The 17,770-nt window shown below is 50.8% G+C and carries 15 protein-coding genes; 6 read left to right on the top strand and 9 right to left on the bottom strand.

Features of this window, described 5'->3' with window-relative positions:
• Positions 1 to 44: 44 nt before the first annotated feature.
• The 8 genes from ppsA to EV294_RS19205 form a co-directional block, all read right to left on the bottom strand.
• A complete protein-coding gene (ppsA, locus tag EV294_RS19240) occupies positions 45 to 2,657 on the bottom strand; it encodes a phosphoenolpyruvate synthase (RefSeq protein WP_132309664.1) in 2,613 nt (870 codons plus the stop codon).
• A 207-nt stretch (positions 2,658 to 2,864) separates the two neighbouring features.
• Positions 2,865 to 3,557 (bottom strand): copper homeostasis protein CutC, encoded by a 693-nt coding sequence (locus EV294_RS19235; RefSeq protein WP_132309662.1) that lies wholly within the window; start codon positions 3,555 to 3,557, stop codon positions 2,865 to 2,867.
• 25 nt (positions 3,558 to 3,582) lie between these two features.
• A complete protein-coding gene (locus EV294_RS19230; RefSeq protein ID WP_243711711.1) occupies positions 3,583 to 5,235 on the bottom strand; it encodes an ATP-binding protein in 1,653 nt (550 codons plus the stop codon).
• 251 nt (positions 5,236 to 5,486) lie between these two features.
• Positions 5,487 to 6,560, bottom strand: coding sequence for a polysaccharide pyruvyl transferase family protein (locus tag EV294_RS19225; protein WP_132309660.1), 1,074 nt, complete (start codon positions 6,558 to 6,560; stop codon positions 5,487 to 5,489).
• Between the two features lie 23 nt (positions 6,561 to 6,583).
• Entirely contained in the window at positions 6,584 to 7,714 is a 1,131-nt protein-coding gene (locus EV294_RS19220; protein WP_132309658.1) for a glycosyltransferase, read from the bottom strand.
• Positions 7,704 to 8,432: a glycosyltransferase family 2 protein gene (locus EV294_RS19215; protein WP_132309656.1), complete on the bottom strand. Its 729-nt coding sequence runs from the start codon at positions 8,430 to 8,432 to the stop codon at positions 7,704 to 7,706. The genes EV294_RS19220 and EV294_RS19215 overlap by 11 nt, the downstream gene beginning before the upstream one ends.
• Before the next feature lie 32 nt (positions 8,433 to 8,464).
• Positions 8,465 to 8,656, bottom strand: coding sequence for a hypothetical protein (locus tag EV294_RS19210; protein WP_132309654.1), 192 nt, complete (start codon positions 8,654 to 8,656; stop codon positions 8,465 to 8,467).
• Complete coding sequence (locus EV294_RS19205) at positions 8,653 to 9,054, bottom strand: hypothetical protein (RefSeq protein WP_132309652.1); 402 nt, start codon at positions 9,052 to 9,054, stop codon at positions 8,653 to 8,655. Before EV294_RS19205 ends, EV294_RS19210 begins: the two co-directional genes overlap by 4 nt.
• Before the next feature lie 424 nt (positions 9,055 to 9,478).
• Here EV294_RS19205 and EV294_RS19200 point away from each other — a divergent pair, with 424 nt between their 5' ends.
• The 6 genes from EV294_RS19200 to EV294_RS19175 all read left to right on the top strand — a co-directional run bounded on the left by EV294_RS19200 (position 9,479) and on the right by EV294_RS19175 (position 15,980).
• Positions 9,479 to 10,456, top strand: coding sequence for an ABC transporter ATP-binding protein (locus EV294_RS19200; protein WP_132309650.1), 978 nt, complete (start codon positions 9,479 to 9,481; stop codon positions 10,454 to 10,456).
• A complete protein-coding gene (locus tag EV294_RS19195; RefSeq protein WP_132309648.1) occupies positions 10,453 to 11,256 on the top strand; it encodes an ABC transporter permease in 804 nt (267 codons plus the stop codon). The genes EV294_RS19200 and EV294_RS19195 overlap by 4 nt, the downstream gene beginning before the upstream one ends.
• 5 nt (positions 11,257 to 11,261) lie before the next feature.
• Positions 11,262 to 12,044, top strand: a complete 783-nt coding sequence (locus tag EV294_RS19190) for an ABC transporter permease (protein ID WP_132309646.1) — start codon at positions 11,262 to 11,264, stop codon at positions 12,042 to 12,044.
• Positions 12,045 to 12,242: 198 nt separating this feature from the next.
• A complete protein-coding gene (locus EV294_RS19185; protein ID WP_132309644.1) occupies positions 12,243 to 13,703 on the top strand; it encodes a spore germination protein in 1,461 nt (486 codons plus the stop codon).
• A 14-nt stretch (positions 13,704 to 13,717) separates the two neighbouring features.
• The gene (locus EV294_RS19180; protein WP_132309642.1) at positions 13,718 to 14,857 is read left to right on the top strand and encodes a Ger(x)C family spore germination protein; all 1,140 of its coding nucleotides are present in this window, start codon (positions 13,718 to 13,720) and stop codon (positions 14,855 to 14,857) included.
• 34 nt (positions 14,858 to 14,891) lie between these two features.
• Positions 14,892 to 15,980, top strand: a complete 1,089-nt coding sequence (locus EV294_RS19175) for a GerAB/ArcD/ProY family transporter (protein WP_132309640.1) — start codon at positions 14,892 to 14,894, stop codon at positions 15,978 to 15,980.
• Between the two features lie 71 nt (positions 15,981 to 16,051).
• Here EV294_RS19175 and EV294_RS19170 read toward each other — a convergent pair whose 3' ends face one another.
• Entirely contained in the window at positions 16,052 to 17,731 is a 1,680-nt protein-coding gene (locus tag EV294_RS19170) for an extracellular solute-binding protein (RefSeq protein WP_132309849.1), read from the bottom strand.
• Between the last annotated feature and the right edge of the window lie 39 nt (positions 17,732 to 17,770).

Below are 17,770 nucleotides of genomic sequence, written 5' to 3'. Positions count from 1 at the left end.
AAATCTAGATTGTGTATTTCCGATCAGATTTATGCAAATTGGATTCATCCCAAGATCTCGATATACCCTTCCGTTCCGTTCACTCTGATTCGTTGTCCGTCTTTGATCAAAGTTGTGGCATTCTCTACGGCTACAACAGCGGGCAGCCCGTACTCCCGCGCGATAACCGCTCCGTGCGTCATCAGTCCGCCCACTTCCGTGACCAGACCCTTGATGGATACGAATAAAGGGGTCCAGCTGGGATCCGTAAAAGAAGTGACTAGAATATCCCCATCCTCCAAATTTGCTTCTTCCATGTTCAGGATGACGCGTGCCCGGCCCTCTATAAGTCCGGAGGACACCGCTAACCCCGCGATAGCCTCGGCCGGCAGATTTTCGCGCCGGTATTCACCTATTATCATTTCGCCGTCAGATGTCATCACGCGTGGCGGAGTCAGCTTTTCATACCGCTTATAATCGTCTTTACGCTTGCTGATGAGCCGGTAATCCAGTTGATTTGTCCGTATTACCTCTTTAAGCTCTTCAAAATCCAGATAATAAACATCTTCTTTTTCTTGAATGACGTTCTTTTCCACGAGTTTTTCGGCTTCCTTCAGAATTGCCAGTTTATATACGAAATAGCGGCTAACCATTCCGTATTTCGGGTATTCCCGGTAACCGGCATAATTCCGGATCTGGTCAATCCTTTGCTTGGTTTCGCTCGCTTTAAGCTCGCCATCCGGCAATTGCCTGAGCCGTTCCAATATCTCTTGTTCCTTAGCCAGAGCTTCCTGCCGTCCTTGCTCGAATTTGCGGCTGCTGGCATTTGGCCCAAAGTTTTTAATGTTCGTAATAATGACGGGAATAAGAGCAGCCGGATTCTCGCTCCAACGGGTTCTGGTGATATCGATTTCTCCGGGACACCGCATGCCGTATTTGCCGAGATAATCATGGATGGCGCTTAGAGCCGGCCTCCCTCCCTCAACATGGACCAGTCCATCCCAATCATCTTTATTCCGCTGTAAATATTCAATGACTTGCGGATATGGACGTATGACGTCCGCGACATCCATAAGCGCCAGTCCCATCTCCGAGGTAATATTGTTCGGTACCGATTGGGAAAGCGTATCCGCCGCGTTTTTTTCGCCTAACCACTCGTAAAGCTTCTCATTAATCCAGGTTAAGGCATTCATAGACGCCATAATGACTTGAATGCTTTGCGGGTTAAATAGAACCTTCCTCAGCTGCTGGATATCTTCCACGATAAAATCGAATAAATCCGCGCCGGATTTCGTCCGGATCGTTTGCTTTAACTCTTCAATTGAGGCTTCGCTATTTTTAATCAAAATGGGAACCACGCCGGGTTCAAGCTGCGATTCTGTTTGCGTATTTGCAGGCGACGCGGCTTTTTGGCTTTGGCCGGGATGGGGTTCGCAAGTTTCGACCGATACGGGCCGGATATAGTCTCCACGCTTGATTACCTTTGTTAAAGCGTCCTTGATGAGCGGTTCGGATTGTCCGATTGTGTTTAATAGCCTTTCTCTGCTATCCGGCGAAGCAAGCATTCGGGTAACATCAACAAACAACCTTCCGCCTGCTTTGCGCATTGGCGCGGGAGTCGTTAACAGGTAAAAAGACAAGCCTAACGGTTTGATCGGATCCGTCATCATTTGTTGGTGGCCAACGGAGACGTAAACATGATTTTCTTGATCATTGGCTTCAGGGATCGGATACAGCGTAGTGATGGGGCGGCTCTGAACGATATGGAATGTCTCTTCCGCCAGACACCATTCGATATCCTGCGGGCAGCCGAAATAGGCTTCAATCCGTCTGCCGATCCGCGCTAATTGCAGGATTTGTTCTTCCGTAAGGACCTGTTGCTTCTGCCGGTGAGGGTCGATGGACTGCGTCTCGGTTCCGCCATTCTCTTGGCTGTATATTGCGATTTTTTTGGCTGCGATCCGCTTGTCGACGACCTTTTCCTCTTGCACTTTGTAGCAATCGGCGGATACCACACCGGAGACCAGCGCTTCTCCAAGCCCAAATCCGGCATCAATGGACAGAACCTTGCGATTCGCCGTAACGGGATCCGCGGTAAACATGATTCCGGAGGCGTAAGGGAAAACCATCTTCTGAATGATAACGGATAAATGAACCTGACTGTGGTCAAATCCGTTCTGCATCCGGTAGATAACCGCGCGTTCCGTGAACAAGGAGGCCCAGCACTTGCTGATATGCGCAAAGATCGCTTCTTTGCCGACAATATTGAGATATGTGTCCTGTTGTCCGGCAAAAGAGGCATGCGGCAGATCTTCCGCCGTTGCGCTGGACCGTACGGCAAAGGCGCACTCCTCGCCAAACGGAATGAGGTAATGAGTAACGGCTGCCACAACCTCCCCGGGAATTTCAATCCGCCTAATCGTCTGGCGTATATCGCTGCTGATTTCGCGAATGAGATCCCGATCCCCGGGCGTCAGCGCCGCTAACCGGTTCACCAGAGCATGAAACGCTTCATTCGGTTCAGTGGCTTTGCGAAATCCTTCCGTGGTTACGCAGAAGCCCTCGGGTACGCTTATGCCATTCATTTTTGATAATTCGCCCAGATTAAATCCTTTTCCGCCTACAAGCGAAAGCTCCGCATGATCCATTTCCTTAAACCCTAGAACCAATTCATTCATTCCACATCTCTCCTGCTCCTAAATTTGAGAAAAACATTTGACAAGATTCGAATCGGCATGATACAATTAAACTGTAAGATAAGATATTTATGTCTAGTTGCTAAAAGACAGTTGTGAATCGATTATATCATCGTATATGTTTGCGTGCAATATAAAGAACCTGAGCCGTTTGCCCAGGTTCTTTTTGTTTTTCATATAGAAGCCGCTTCATCTGATCTGTCGTAAGTCGTCGGCAAGCCGCCGAAGCGCGGAAGGTTGAATTGGCGCCAGGTTGGACTTATTATACCGGACTGCCGATCCGAAATGCACTTCCCCTACTCCGGTCCGAGCAATAAACGCTGCAATGCCTTCCGTTGTAAGACCGCTTCCAGCCAAAATCGTCAAATGGCTTTTCTTGGCGGCCGCAACAAGCTCGGCCATCTCCTTCACCGATTCCATCGCCGGTCTTGGCCCGGCAGAAGTTAAGATGCGGGTAATTTGCGGATACTTCATTAGGGTTTGAAGTCCTTCATGCTGATCTGCCAGCTCGTCAAACGCACGGTGAAAGGTCACTTGCAATCCGCCCGTTAGCGGCAAAAGCCGGCCCAGCGCCTGCTCGTCTATTTTCCCTGCCGGCGTTAAAGCGCCTAGCACAAGGCCTGCCGCACCGGCTCGCACAATCGCTTTTATTTCCGAAGCCATCGTATCGATATCATGCTCCGCGAATACGAAGGAGCGGCTGTGCGGACGTACCATGACAAATACCGGTATCCGGACTGCTTGCACCACCCGCTCCACTAGACCGATGCCCGGCGTTAGCCCGCCTTCCGTTATCGCCGTAATTAGCTCAAGTCGATCCGCCCCGTTTGCTTCCGCCGTCAAGGCGTCGTCCATGCAGGTAGCAATGACCTCCAATTTCATAATTAAGCTTCCTTTCTCCGGATGATTATTGGACAGTCCGTTCTTGTGATGGATTATAAACCGGCAGCCTGATTTCAATCTTCGTACCAATATCAACCTTGCTGTCATAAACGATACGGCCGTGATATTGCTTGATGATTTTGTGGCTGATCATGAGTCCTAGCCCCGTTCCCTTCTCCTTCAAGCTGTAAAAGGGCTGCCCCAAACGGGGAAGATGCTCTTCCGGAATGCCGCAGCCTTGATCCCGAATGACGATAAGGCAGTCGCCTGCCGACTCCATTTGTATGCGGATTTGAATTTCCCCTCCGTTGGCCATGGATTCGATCGCGTTTTTTAAAATATTGAGAAACACCTGCTTTAATTGGTGCTTGGCGCAAGCAACCGGAAAATAATCCCCTTCGTACCGGCGTACGAATTCGATATTGTTTAACAGCGCCTGCGGCGTCAGAAATTCGAGCGTTTGCTCGATAACGTCTTTAACGTTCGCTACGGTATACATCGCAGCCTGCGGCTTGGCCATTGAGAGAAGCTCGCTTGTAATGATTTCGATGCGTTCCAGCTCGTCCCGCAGTAAATCGCCGTATTTCAAGGAAGGGTTCTCGATTTTATATAATTGGAGAAATCCTTTGAGCGTAGTCAGCGGATTGCGAATTTCATGGGCGACGCCCGCCGCCAATTCTCCTACAATCGAGAGCTTCTCGGATTGCAGCAGAAACTCCTCTGCTTTTTTGCGCTCGGAGATATCCCGGCTGATAATAACGATATGCTCGATCCGGCCATCCTTGCCCTCAACCGGCTTGCATAACGAATCAAAGGGAATTAGTCGGCCGTCCAGATGCCGGAACCGAATTTCCATCGAGAGCGAATTTTTCTGCTCCAACAGCTTTTTTACGGTCTGATTAAATACCTTCGCATCCTCGGTGCTAATAATCCGGTCCAGCTCCGCGCGATTTAAGGTCAGCCCCGAATACCCCAGCACAAACGAATGGGACGGCGAGAAGTACCTTATCGAGTGGTCGGGATCCATGACCACAATGAGGTCGGACGTATTTTCCGCGATTAACCGGTATTGGTATTCGCTTTCGCGTAGCGACAATTCCATTTCGTTGCGTTCGGCTACGGTACGGCGCAGACGCTCGTGGGATTCAATCAACAGTCCGCCCAACAACACGCCCAATATGACAAAACAGACATACTGCAAATGAAAGAGCGGCTCGTTCACCATAATCCGGAAGGTAAGCACCACGCATGCGTACAGCACAATATAGGCGCCCGAAAATATGATGCTTCTCTTGAAAGGCGGCAGCTGCCGGCGGGAGAAGTAAACGTGCAGGACAGAAAAGGCGAGCATAATGAAGGTCCATCCTTCGATGGCCGGCATCCAATTGCCGCTTGAGAGCAATCGGACGGACAACGCGAATAATCCGGTGATGATGCCCGGAATGGGACCGAGATAAGCGAACATCAAGATGACGGGAGAATAGCGGATATCATAGACGTATCCCTGTTGTTTTACCGCTAATAAAACGAGGATGACTGAAACAATGCCCGCATAGAGACCACCCCATAGCGGATGCTTCAGCGGCTTGGAATGGATAAACGAACGGATTATGAAGGGTATGCTAACCAACAGCGAAAATATGGATAGATTCACAATGTAATCAATCAGAAACAACAATAATCACCTACGCCTCGTAGTCTTGCTATAACGCTTTTCTTCTAACCGGCTGCGTTTAAACCTACTGCGTAAATGAATACTATACCAACGTTAGAAATCCCTGTTAATTTCTCATAAAAGTTTTATATTCTTTGGCAACAACCGATTTCCGTTCCCCGGAAACACTATATAGACGCTGTAAAGTAAAAATAGTTGCGACATAAGAAAAGAGATTGCCCTTGTCATTTACGGACAATCTCCTTACGATCGCGTTAGAACAACTTCTCCTGAAACGGTTTAACGAGTGACTGATAAGCCGCTTGGCGCCCCTTTTCCAGCTTGCTGGCATACCCTTCCCGCCAAGCCATGGCGGCTTGAGCCTTCTGCGTCAGCTTGGAGGCCAATTGCGGGTCATCCGAGGCAACGATCCAATCGGACAAATCTAGGCCATTCATCAGATCGAAGCTTTTGAAGCGGTAACCGATGCACACGAAAGGGACGTTCGCTGCCGCAGATAACAAATTGGCATGCAGCTTGAGATTGATCGTCGCTTCGAACCCCGACAGCAGCCGCACATAATCCGCAGCCGAATAGACTTTGGAATCAAACGTAATGCGTTCGTCTTGGCCAAGCTTTCGGTACAGGCTTGCGAGCGCCTTTTCGTCCGGTCCCCATACCGAGTACAAATGAAGCTTGTATCCCAGCGCAAGAAGTGAACGGCCCGTTTCCGCTAGCTGATCCTCTGCCTTACCCTCGTTGCCTCCGTATATCCGGTTATATGAGGTTCCCCAGTTGATGCCTATCGTGCGAATGTCCCCTCGCGGTCCTTCGGATAGTCGCTTATCGGTTAGGGGCTTCAGCGCATTCATCAACATGGCGGAATCGCCGCTGATTTCCAGATGCTTCGGCCGAGCGCCAAGCGATTCAATATAATCCCGAGTCCAGGGTCCCCGAACGCCGCAATAGACGCTATGCTCCAGGATTTCTTTGAGCTTTTGGCGATACGTCTCGCTTTCCATGGCTGCCTCCGGCTTCGGCCTCTCGTCCAACGTCGGGATCCATTTATGAAGACGATCATGGCCGCTCCCCCAGATGACAATCGTTTTGCCGAGCTCGAACGCCTCATGCACCAATTCGACATAACCGGGTACAAGGAGCGAGCCTCCGCCGAGAACGATCGTATCGTATTGGCTTACCTTCTTCCATTCCACGGCCGGAAGCGAAGGGATAACTTGATACTCCTCCTCCTTCAGATGGGTGTCCGCCAATGTCTTAAACATCTCCCACATCCACTCATCCCCAAGATTATTAAAGCCAATCCATCCTAAATATAATACCTTGCGCATTTGTGGCTATCACTCCATTCCTATCAGGTACTTGCCAGCAAGGAGCCGTACAGCTGTTTCATCTGAAGCGCTTTGCTTTGAATGTCAAAATTCGCCCTCGCCCACTCTTGCCCCTGGCGGCCTATACTCACCAGATTGCCGTCTGATGCGAGCGCTCCGCGGATGGCCTCCGCGATCAACTGCTCGGTTGGCCGTTCCTTGGAGTTATGGTCACCGAAATAATACTGCCATGCCTCGTCGTAAACTGGCCGATCCACAAGGCCAAAATATCCGTGATTGCCAATAGCAAGAACGGGTTTGCCGCATGCCATTGCTTCAAGAGCAACCCGGCCCGTTCCGACAACCAGATCGCCGAGATTATAATAATCGCCGATCTGCATCTGATTTCCCACCGGATGGACGAACGGCGCATGGCATTCCTGGTTTACGGCCTCCGCCAGCTCGGCGATAGCAGCAGCCTGATTCCCCGTACCCGCGATAACCAATTGGAGAGGCAGCTTCCCGTGAAGGCGAAGGGTACGCGCCGCTCGCACAAGCATGGCGCAAACCGCCGCCTTGTCCCATGCCAGGCGGGAAGCATACACGACGATCTTGTCGCCGTCCGGTATGCGAAGACTGGCGCGCAAGGCCGCAGACGAAGCGGGACGATAACGCTCGAAGTCAATGCCATTGGCAATCAAATAGGACGGAATTCCCAGATAATCCAAATAACCGCGCACGGGTGGACTAACGCTGATGAAGGTGCAGGCAGCATCCTTCAATAATTGCAGCTGTTCGGGCGGATAATAAGAGCCATGCACGGTGAATACGACCGGAATTCCCAGCTTTCGCGCCGCTTTCGCTGCGTGCAAGCCGGATGGCAGCTGGTGAATATGCACGAGATTAATCTTGCGGCTTCTCATAATCTGCGTAAGCGCGGCTTCCGCCTGCAGCTGGTGTTCCGGGTCCATCAGCTGCTCTGCCGCCAGGTCCACGCGGTGAATCGGACAGCCTGCGCGGGCAAAAGCTTCGTACATCACGCCTGTCCCCCCTGCATAGACAGGCATGACGCCAAGCGCGGGAAATGCTTTCACAAGACTCAGCACGTAAGTTTCCGTTCCGCCGACAGCCAGGCTATCCATCACCATCAGCAGCCGAATCCGATTACGTATCATATCCCTGCTCCTTGTGCGATTTGCCGAAATAGGCGCGTGAACGCTGCTTCTGATGCTTGCGGTAGTAATACAGCACATCGCGCAAATTATCCACGTTCCTGGCTCCCGGCTTGATAATCTTCGCTATAAATTCGTAATCCTCTGCTCCCTCGATACGCCTTGTATGTCCGCCGATGCGGTCGAACACCGCTCCTCGGAACATAGCCGTCCCGTGGCAAATGCAATGACCGCCTTTCGCATACACTTTGCCGATCTGCTCTCCGTATTTAAGCCAATACACGGGCGTTCGGCTGTCCGGTTGGCCATCTTCGAATACCTCGTAATTCGTGCCAAGCAGATCAATATGGGGATTTTCGTTCAAATAACGGACCTGCTTGGCCAGCCTCTCCGGATGGGATAGATCATCCGCATCCTGAATGGCGATATACTCGCCTTTGGCCAAGTACATCCCGGCCGTTATGGCGCCGGCGTAACCGGCATTGCGCGGCAGCCGAAGCGTATATATCCCTTTTCCGTCCTGCAATAATGGCTCGTTGTCGTTAAGCCATGTTACGGCATATTCGTATGACCCGTCCGTGGACAAATCATCGATAAGAATAAGCTCCCAGTTCGTGTAGGTCTGATTGAGCAAGCTTGTCAAGCAATCCGACAGATAGGGAAGCTTGTTGTAGACGGTGACAACAATGCTGACTAGTCCAGGCACTCGCAGAAACGACAAAATGCCTCACCTCCCTTTTTTATTCGCAATCGTCATAACAGCCGGATATAAGAAATGAAGCGTAATTGAATAATGGAATAGCTGCCGTTCTCGTATCCGAATACCTCCGAGGTGCGGACCGTTACCGCCGTGCCGTCTACCGACACGAGCGTTCCGCAAATCGTTTCCAGGGCACTTGCAATCTGCACCTCTTTGTTCACGAAAGACAATAATTCTTCAATCATCGTTCCACCTTCTTTCCTGTCAATTGAAAGGAGACCAGCTGTTCCAGCGCAACCATGACCATAGTCCCTCCAGGCTCGCGCACGATTAGAAAATCGGAACCTACCTTACTGATTGTCCCTTCGACCGTACCCGCTGCAGTTAATAACTCGGCTGGCTTGCTTGTGTAAGGCTCGAAAACCTGCTTGAGCTTATTCAAGCCGGACATGCCGGCATCGCGCTGCCCCTCCAATCCAAACGAAGCCAATTCCTCCCGAATCGTTTGACGCAGCTCCGCCAGGAGTGCCGTCGCGTCAAGCGAATCCGAGCGTTGCGGCTGTGCCGCATTCAATCTCGGCAGCAGACGGGCAAGCCCGTCAAAATATTCCTTCAGCTCCTTCTCGTTTACGATAATTTTCATCGCTCCATCCTCCTTTTCCCACTCTCGGAAACTACCAATCTCCATACTTACTAGCGTATACAGGCGGCGGGAAGAAGGATTGAGTCAAATCACTAGTTAAATTGAAAATTTTTTCATAGAAAGGCAAAAAAGGACACCTTCCACGTTTAAGAAGGTGTCCTTTTATGTAGTAAACACAATAAAAAAGCCCGCAAATGCACGAGGCAATATGCAAAGACTTAAGTGCGGTCTATGTAATTAAATTAAGAAACAAAACAATTTTCGTCCTTAAAAAAATAAAAATCAACATTTTCCAAATCAGAGATATCCTCGATCTCTATAATAGTATTATAACCTGGATTTTATTATAAGTCTATACTTTATTAGAAAATCCCGGTATATTTCTTTTCTGGACTAAAAACCACTTATAAGGAGGCTTCAATCCATGATTGCGCTGCAAGGTATTAATAAGTCATTTAAGGTTGCGCGGAGAACAGCCGGCGTCCGGCAAGCCGTTAAAGCCCTATTCGCCCGGGAGCATACAATTGTCGAGGCGCTCCACAATATCTCGTTTCATATCTCCCCCGGTGAAATCGTGGGTTATATCGGCCCAAACGGAGCCGGTAAGTCAACCACCATTAAGGTCATGAGCGGTATTCTCGTGCCGGACAATGGAACATGCAAAATTCTAGGCTACACGCCTTGGCAAGACCGCGCGGCGTATGTCAAGAATATCGGCGTTGTCTTCGGCCAGCGAACCCAGCTGTGGTGGGATGTCCCCGTCATTGATTCCTTTGGGCTCCTTCGCGATATTTACAAGATTCCCGGCGATGTCTACCGTACCAACCTTGCGATGCTGACCGAATCGCTTGCGCTAACGGATATTCTGCAGACGCCTGTCAGACAGCTTAGTCTTGGTCAGCGCATGCGATGCGAAATCGCCGCTTCCCTTCTCCACGATCCTAAGATTTTATTCCTCGACGAACCGACAATCGGTCTTGACGCCGCCAGCAAAATCGCAGTCCGCCAGTTCATCAAACGAATCAATAAGGAACGCGGCGTGACGGTCATCTTGACCACGCATGACATGAACGATATTGAAGCGTTGGCGGACAGGATCCTGATGATCGGCAAAGGCACCCTGCTCTATGACGGCACGCTGAACGATCTGCGCGGCCGGTTCGGATCGAAGCGAACGGTTACGGTCGATTACCGCGAACATAATGAGCCGGTGCATATCGACGGTGTTCGTTGTCAATCGTGGACGCCGGAGCGTGCCGTTTACAGCATGGATATCGAAGTCACGCCGGTTGCCAGCGTTATTGCCAGGCTGTCCGAGCAGGTTGAGATCGTTGACCTCGAGGTTGGCACAACGCCTGTTGAGGAGCTTGTGCTGGAGCTCTATAAGGAGCACCGGATATGAATACGTACCTGTCCGTCTGGAAGCTGCGATTTGTCAGCGGGCTGCAATATCGGACAGCCGCCATCGCCGGCATGGCTACCCAGTTGTTTTTCGGCTTTATTTTTATCATGGTGTATGTCGCTTTCTATGCCCACAGCACGGCGGAGCCCTCGATGTCGCTCGAGCAGTTGGCTTCGTATATATGGCTGCAGCAAATTTTCCTTGCCTTTGTGATGCTCTGGTTCAGGGACAACGAAATCTTTACCCTCATCACAAGCGGCAATATCGCTTATGAATTATGCAGACCATGCGGGATTTACTCCTTCTGGTACGCCAAACTGCTTGCCCAGCGTTTATCAAGCGCAATCCTGCGGTGCATACCCATTCTTCTGGTCGCGCTCCTGCTGCCGAAACCCTATAACTTATCCTTTCCGCCTTCGGGCACAACCTTTGCGCTGTTTGCGGTGACGTTGCTGCTAGGACTTGCCGTTGATATCGCCATCTCCATGTTTATCAACATTTCCGTCTTTTGGACGATGTCCCCCGTCGGCTCTACCCTGGTGATCGCGGTGCTCGGAGAGTTTCTGGCCGGCATGATTATTCCGGTTCCCTTGATGCCGAATTGGATGCAGGCCGTTACTTATGCGCTTCCATTCCGCTGGACCGCCGATTTTCCGTTTCGCGTCTATTCCGGGCAAATTCCGCAATCCGAGGCGGTCTGGGGAATCCTGATTCAATTCATTTGGCTGGCTGCGTTGATCCTGCTTGGCCGGTGGTGCTTAAAGCGGGCGCTTCGCCAGATTGTTATACAAGGAGGTTGACCCGCATGTATCTGTATCTGAAATATATATCCATCCTGTTCAAATCGCAGGCGCAGTATCGTCTCTCCTTCTGGCTGCTGACTGTGGGGCAAGCCCTTACTCCGCTAACCGTTCTCGCCGGTTTATATTTTATGTTCGCGCAGTTTGGGCAGGTAAAAGGCTGGACTTTCTACGAAGCGGCCTTATGTTACGCGATTATCGGACTTAGCTATGCTCTTAGCGAGACGTTCGCCCGCGGTTTCGATATGTTCTCAAGCCTGGTTGGCAGCGGAGATTTCGACCGCCTGCTTGTCCGGCCGAGAAGCACCGTTCTGCAGGTGCTTGGTTCCAAATTCGAATTCGCAAGGCTAGGCCGCATGCTGCAGAGCTTGATCGTATTGGTCTGGTCGCTGAGTAAACTGCCGGTTGAGCTTACGCTCCCGAAGCTTGGCACGCTTATGCTGATGATTGTTTGCGGCATGCTGATCTTCTCGGGGTTATTCATCGCCACCGCCTCGCTTAGCTTCTGGACCATTCAAGGTCTTGAGGTAGCCAACGTCTTTACTGACGGCGGCCGGGAAATGGCGAAATACCCACTTTCGATTTACGAGAAATGGGTAACGAATTTCTTCACCTTCGTCATCCCGCTAGGCTGCGTCAACTATTTGCCGCTTCTCTACGTGCTTGACCGAACGGATGGACATCAAATTCTCTATATGCTGTCTCCGCTCGCGGGCGTAATTTTTATCCTCCCTTGCCTGATGCTGTGGCATATCGGGGTCCGGCATTACCGCTCGACGGGGTCGTAACCTCAGGAGCTCTCCTCCACTCTCCACCTGAACGAACGGCCTCCGCGCAACATACGACGGAGGCTGTTTGTCGATCTTTTCCGAACGTGTATATACCCGCAGGAAGAAACAAGTTTGAGATATAGTGTAGTGAGCAAATGGTTTGGGTATAGTATCTAGATACACAAAACTTTTCCAGTGGCAGGTGCATGAACTCCAATGTCTTCAAACGAACGCACCATTTCACAAATGAGCATGGCCATGACTGTTCATTCTTCCCTTTCCGATAATGAGCGAGCATTCCGGTCCATATTCGCGAACTGTTCGGATGTGGTCTTCCGCCGCTTAACCTTGCAAGGCAATGCCATCCTTCTATTGGTGTACGTCGACGGCATGATCGATAAGGATCTTGTTCAGAACGCAATCCTTAAACCTTTGCTGTATGAAGGAGTTCCCCAGGGGCTCGGGACACTCGGAAGCCTGGCCCAAATGCTGGATATGGAGCTTATTGCGGCTTTGCAGACCCAGAGGGTAACCCGATTCGAAGAAGCCTCAGACCTTATTTTAAAAGGAAATGTAGCGTTCCTTGCAGATGGCGATCCATTCGTTCTTCTTGCGGATGTTTCCCAATTCGAAACGCGGTCCATTGAAGAGCCTTCCACCGAAGCGGCCCTGCGCGGAACCCGTGAAAGCTTCACGGAGCTGCTTCGAACGAATACCACGCTGCTCAGGCGGATTATCGTGACGCCGGATCTAAAGATGGAAGCATTTCAAATCGGCAAATTGACGAAAACCGAGGTCGTTCTTGCCTATATCGAAGGTCTTTCCTCCCCTGCTTTGGTCAATGAAGTAAGGACTAGAATCGACGCGATCGATATTCAGAGCGTTCTGGAATCCGGCTATATCGAAGAATATATCGAAGACACCGGCTATTCACCGTTTCCGCAAATGCAAAGCACCGAGCGGGCCGATGTCGTGTCCGCTGGTCTGCTGGAAGGGAGAATAGCCGTCTTCGTAAATGGTTCTCCGATCGTTCTGGTCGTTCCGATGACGTTCTGGGACGGTCTACAGGCACCGGACGATTATTACGAACGTTTCTTGTATGTAACCATGAACCGGTGGATCCGCTATTCGTTCGCTCTTTTTTCGCTCCTCTTCCCGTCTATTTATATCGCGTTGACTACGTATCATCCCGAGATGATGCCTCCAAAGCTGATGCTCAGCATTACGGGGCTTAGAGAACAATCCCCTTTTCCAACGGTGATCGAGGTGTTTCTGATGGAATTTATGTTTGAAGGATTAAGGGAAGCCGGAATTCGATTGCCGCAGCAAATCGGTCCGCTGGTCAGTATCGTGGGAGCGTTGGTCATCGGCCAAGCCGCTGTGCAAGCGGGAATTATTTCGGCTCCCATTGTCATCGTCGTATCGGCAGCCGGTATCTCGTCCTTTGTTATTCCGCGTTACCGGTTCGGTTATCCCTTTAGAATGCTGAGATTCCCGCTGCTGGTTCTGTCCGGATTATTTGGTCTGTTTGGCGTGGCGCTTGGATTGATCATGATTCTATCCCATCTGATTCAACTAAGTCCGCTTGGCACGCCGTATCTTGAACCGATCGCACCGGCCAGCAAAAGCAAGCTGAAAAATGTTTTTTTGAGAAGGCCCAGAAAGCGTATGAGTTAAGGCGGGATCCATTGTTGAAAAAATCGATGACAACCATTTGCCTCTTACTGATTCTGTCGACTGTAACGGCCGGCTGCTGGAATCTTAAGGAGCCCAACCAGCTGGCGATTGTTATCGGCGGAGGGCTGGATATGAATGCGGACGGCAGGCTGGAGGTCAGTTCCCAGATTGCCGTTCCGGCTGGTCTAGGCGGTCCGGATACCGGACCTAGCAAGAAAAGAAGCTTTGTAGTGGTCAGCGCCTCCGGCAAGGACTTTATGGATGCGGGTCAAAATCTTCAGACGCAGCTCTCCCGTACCTTGTTCTATGCGCATCGCCAGACGATTCTGATTGGCCAGCGAATGGCCGAGCAAGGAATGGACAAATATTTGGATATGGTCGTGCGCAACCCGAAATCGGAAATGAGATCCGTCATTTTTGTGGTGAAAGACGGTACGGCCAAGGAGATTCTAGCCACGGAGCCGGTCTTTGATCCGTTGATCAGCACAGCCTTGGGCAGCGTTCAGTCAGCACTGGGGATGAAGCCTTATTACTATAGGGAATTTCTGTGCGAATCGCGGCCAAAAGGCGGGACCGTCTTGTTGCCGGCCGTTAGCTACCATTCGACCACAAAAAGGTTCATCTACTCGGGAGCAGCGATTCTGAATAAGGAAAATTCGCATAAGCTGACCGGATTTTTGAAGCCCGATGAATCGTATTACGCGAATTGGATTAAGGGAAGACAAAGATCGCTTACCGTCTCAACCTCGGGAAGCCAATCGAGCGGCAGTATCAGCTTAAGGGCGCAAGCTCTCAAGAGTCGAATCCGCGTGGCCAAAGACTCGAACGGAATGCGCGTGCATATTCATTTAAGCGGTAAAGGCAGCCTTGTGGAAAACAATTCCATGAGGGATCCTTCCCAAGAAAAGCAACTCCGCAAAATCGAGGAAATCCTAAGCCGGGAAGTTGAACGGGCCGTGAACAAGCTTGTCTTCAAAGCCCAAAAGCAATATAAAGCGGATATTTTCGGAATCGGCCGGCATGTTCACAACAAATACCCCGGTGAATGGAAACAGTTGCAAAATAACTGGAACGAGACGTTCAGCAGAATTCCGGTTACCGTAGAGGTACAGCTTCGGTACGAGGATCCGGGACAAACCAATTCTTCGATATGATGGTTCTGCAGCCGGGCAGGAAAGGACGAAGGCAATGAAAATTACGGGGTGGCAATTATTTTGGATCATGGCGACTGTGGAAGTAGTGATGGCGGTCTGGCTTCGCATCTCGCCTGCCGTGGAGATGGCCGGGCAAGACGCCTGGATGTCCATGCTGCTTGCTTGTCTGCTAGGCGGGGCAATCACGTTGCTGGTCGTCAAAGTTGGCATGCTGCATCCCGGCCAAAGTCTGGCCCAATTCAGCAGAGAGCTCTTTGGCCCATGGCTGGGCAAAATCGTCACCCTTCCCTATTTTGCGGCCTGGTTTATTTTATCAGGTGATGTGCTGCGTTCCTTCGCGGATTTCCTTCATCTCATCCTGCTGGACAAAACGCCGGTATGGGTGCTGATGGCGATGATTCTGACGGCTGCCATTTATTTGACGGGTACAAGCGGGATTACGGGAATCGGCCGTTTTTGCGGAATCGCGGGACCTCTGACGATTCTGACGCTGCTGGTGAGTTTTTTGCTGAATGCAACCAACGCGAGATGGGTTAATTTGCTGCCGGTCTTGGGTGATTCTAGCCTGACGGAAATCGTACGCGCCTCCTTCGCACCGGCTTCGTTTCTGGCCGAATCCTTTATGGCGCTTGTCCTGTTGTCGTTTGTTTCCAATCCCAAGCATATTTTGAAGAAGTCCTTGGCGAGCGTGTGGTTGACGGGCGTAATGCTTGTCCTGTCCACGCTGATGGTTCTGATGGTGTTTGGTCCGACGGTGGCTCAGGAGCTTCGATTCCCCTATTTCATGCTGGTGCGGTCGATCAACATTTTGAATTTCATTCAGAACATGGATATTCTTGTCATCTTTATTTGGATATTCGGAGTATTTGCGAAAATATCGCTGTACCTGTTCATTACCAGCTATGAAATAGCCCAGTGCTTCCGGATCAAGTCCTGGAAACGCCCTTTCTGGCTCACTGCTCCACTAATCTATCTTATCGCGATGATAATCCCAAATGAATCGGCCATCATGATGCTCCAAAGATTATGGGAGATGATTGTTATTCCCGTCTGCGCGATTGGCATTCCGATAGGCCTATGGATCATGACATCCGTTAGAAGAAGGCTGGTTAAAACGGAGTGATAACCCCGCGAAGCTATTCCGATTAATAATAGCGGCTCCCCGTAAAATCACGTGGAGCCGCTATTTCATGATTATTTTTTGAACGTGGAGGCGTCATAGGCTTTTTGCAAAATTTCCAGGTAACGGTCGAGCTTCAAGTCTTTAAGTCCCTTCAAGTAGCTGTCCCAGTCCTTGTCGAGGCTCTTGTGACCGGTAATGAATTGCAGCTCGTTCTCGTCAATGTACGTTTTGATGTTGGTTTGAAGCATGGTTGCTTCGTCCACTTCGGCTGGATCGAGCCAAATCGCCCAAAGCGGGAACAATTCTTTTGGCTCATGGCCTTGGTAGAGCAGCGTTGCTTGATACAGACGGCGTTCATAGTTCGCGGAATCGTAAATGTCTGTGCCTTGTACCCAGCTGTCGCGGTATTCTTTCGGCATATAGAAGTGAGCCATGCCGCTCCAGCCGGCGTTGCGCGGTGCTTCGCCTTCCGTCGTAGGAATAGGCGCTACCATAGGCTTCACGTTCTCTCCAAGCGCAAGATCGCCTTCCTTCGGATCCGTCCAGTCAATGCCTTTCATACCGGACGCGCCGTTGGTTTGGCCTTCCGGAGTAAACATGTAGTCAACCAACTTAATGAGAGCGATTTGCTTTTCTTCGCTTGCTTTGCTTGTGATCGCAAACTTGGCTCCAGGAGATACGCCACCGCCGTCATGCGTTGCGAGAGATACGCCTCCGGGGCCTGTAAGCGGCGGAAGCGGGTTGTAGTCCTTCGAGTTCTTATTGCCATGGTCAATGTTAAGGAAAATGGCAGGGTGCATGCCGGCGCCGGCGCCAAGAATTTGCGCATCGCCGTTTTCGCCGATTTTTTTGAACGCTTCGGCATTTTGCGTAAACGCGCCCGGATCAATCAAGCCTTCGTCATACAACGATTTAATGTACGCCAGGCCTTGCTTCCATTCGTCCGTAACCGCGGCGGAGCCTACCTTGCCGTCTTGCAGCATCAGATGGTTGCGGTCGTCGTCGTAGACGAAAGCATTCATCAGGTAAGGAACAACGTGTACGCCGAACTCTTCCGTCGAACCGCTCAGCGGTACCTCGTCTTTCTTGCCGTTTCCGTTTGGATCTTGGTTTTTAAACGCTTCAAGCACCTTTTTGAAGTCTTCGGTTGTTTTTGGCATTTCCAGGTTCAGCTTTTCCAGCCAGCTCGTATTCAGCCACAACTTGTTCGGATACGAACAGTGGAAGCATTGCGAGTATGCAGGAAGACCGTAGATGTTGCCGTCCGGCGCAACGCTGAACGCTTTGAAGTCCGCATTGCTCTCAAGCGCTTGCTTGATGTTCGGCGCGTATTTATCGATCAGGTCGTTCAGCGGAATAAGTACGCCTTGCTTACCGTATTTGATCAAGTCAGCTTGCGAGAATTGATCGATATAGGCCGTTAGCATGTAGGCATCCGGGAAATCGCCGCTCGCCAGGGAAATTTGGCGTTTCTCCTTGGCACCGTCCGAAGGGATGGCTTCGAAATTGAATTTGATGTTGAATTTCTCTTCCACGAATTTCGTGAACTTGTTGGTTGCCAGGTCGATATTAGGCTCCTGCACCGCGAACAGCTTAATATCTACGGGTGCGGACGGTTTTTCGGTTTCGGTGTTTGTTGAAGCGCTGTTAGCGGGTTTGTTGCTGGCCGGCGCATTGTTGCCTGCGTTGTTTTTCGAGCAAGCCGACATGACCAGGGTGACCATTAAGACTGTCACGAGCAGAATAACCATTCTCTGTTTTAACACGTGCAATCGCTCCCTTTTAATGAA

The organism is Paenibacillus sp. BK033 (genome assembly GCF_004345425.1).
GTDB lineage: Bacteria > Bacillota > Bacilli > Paenibacillales > Paenibacillaceae > Pristimantibacillus.
This window is presented reverse-complemented; position numbering and strand designations above follow the sequence as displayed.

Bases quoted from the DNA above. Each gene is read 5' to 3' on its own strand.
- EV294_RS19205 (WP_132309652.1), bottom strand. From the start codon at position 9,054: ATGAAAATTATCGTAAACGAGAAGGAGCTGAAGGAATATTTTGACGGG.
- EV294_RS19200 (WP_132309650.1), top strand. From the start codon at position 9,479: ATGATTGCGCTGCAAGGTATTAATAAGTCATTTAAGGTTGCGCGGAGA.
- ppsA (WP_132309664.1), bottom strand. From the start codon at position 2,657: ATGAATGAATTGGTTCTAGGGTTTAAGGAAATGGATCATGCGGAGCTT.
- EV294_RS19175 (WP_132309640.1), top strand. From the start codon at position 14,892: ATGAAAATTACGGGGTGGCAATTATTTTGGATCATGGCGACTGTGGAA.
- EV294_RS19190 (WP_132309646.1), top strand. From the start codon at position 11,262: ATGTATCTGTATCTGAAATATATATCCATCCTGTTCAAATCGCAGGCG.
- EV294_RS19225 (WP_132309660.1), bottom strand. From the start codon at position 6,560: ATGCGCAAGGTATTATATTTAGGATGGATTGGCTTTAATAATCTTGGG.
- EV294_RS19195 (WP_132309648.1), top strand. From the start codon at position 10,453: ATGAATACGTACCTGTCCGTCTGGAAGCTGCGATTTGTCAGCGGGCTG.
- EV294_RS19235 (WP_132309662.1), bottom strand. From the start codon at position 3,557: ATGAAATTGGAGGTCATTGCTACCTGCATGGACGACGCCTTGACGGCG.
- EV294_RS19170 (WP_132309849.1), bottom strand. From the start codon at position 17,731: ATGGTTATTCTGCTCGTGACAGTCTTAATGGTCACCCTGGTCATGTCG.
- EV294_RS19185 (WP_132309644.1), top strand. From the start codon at position 12,243: ATGTCTTCAAACGAACGCACCATTTCACAAATGAGCATGGCCATGACT.
- EV294_RS19220 (WP_132309658.1), bottom strand. From the start codon at position 7,714: ATGATACGTAATCGGATTCGGCTGCTGATGGTGATGGATAGCCTGGCT.
- EV294_RS19210 (WP_132309654.1), bottom strand. From the start codon at position 8,656: ATGATTGAAGAATTATTGTCTTTCGTGAACAAAGAGGTGCAGATTGCA.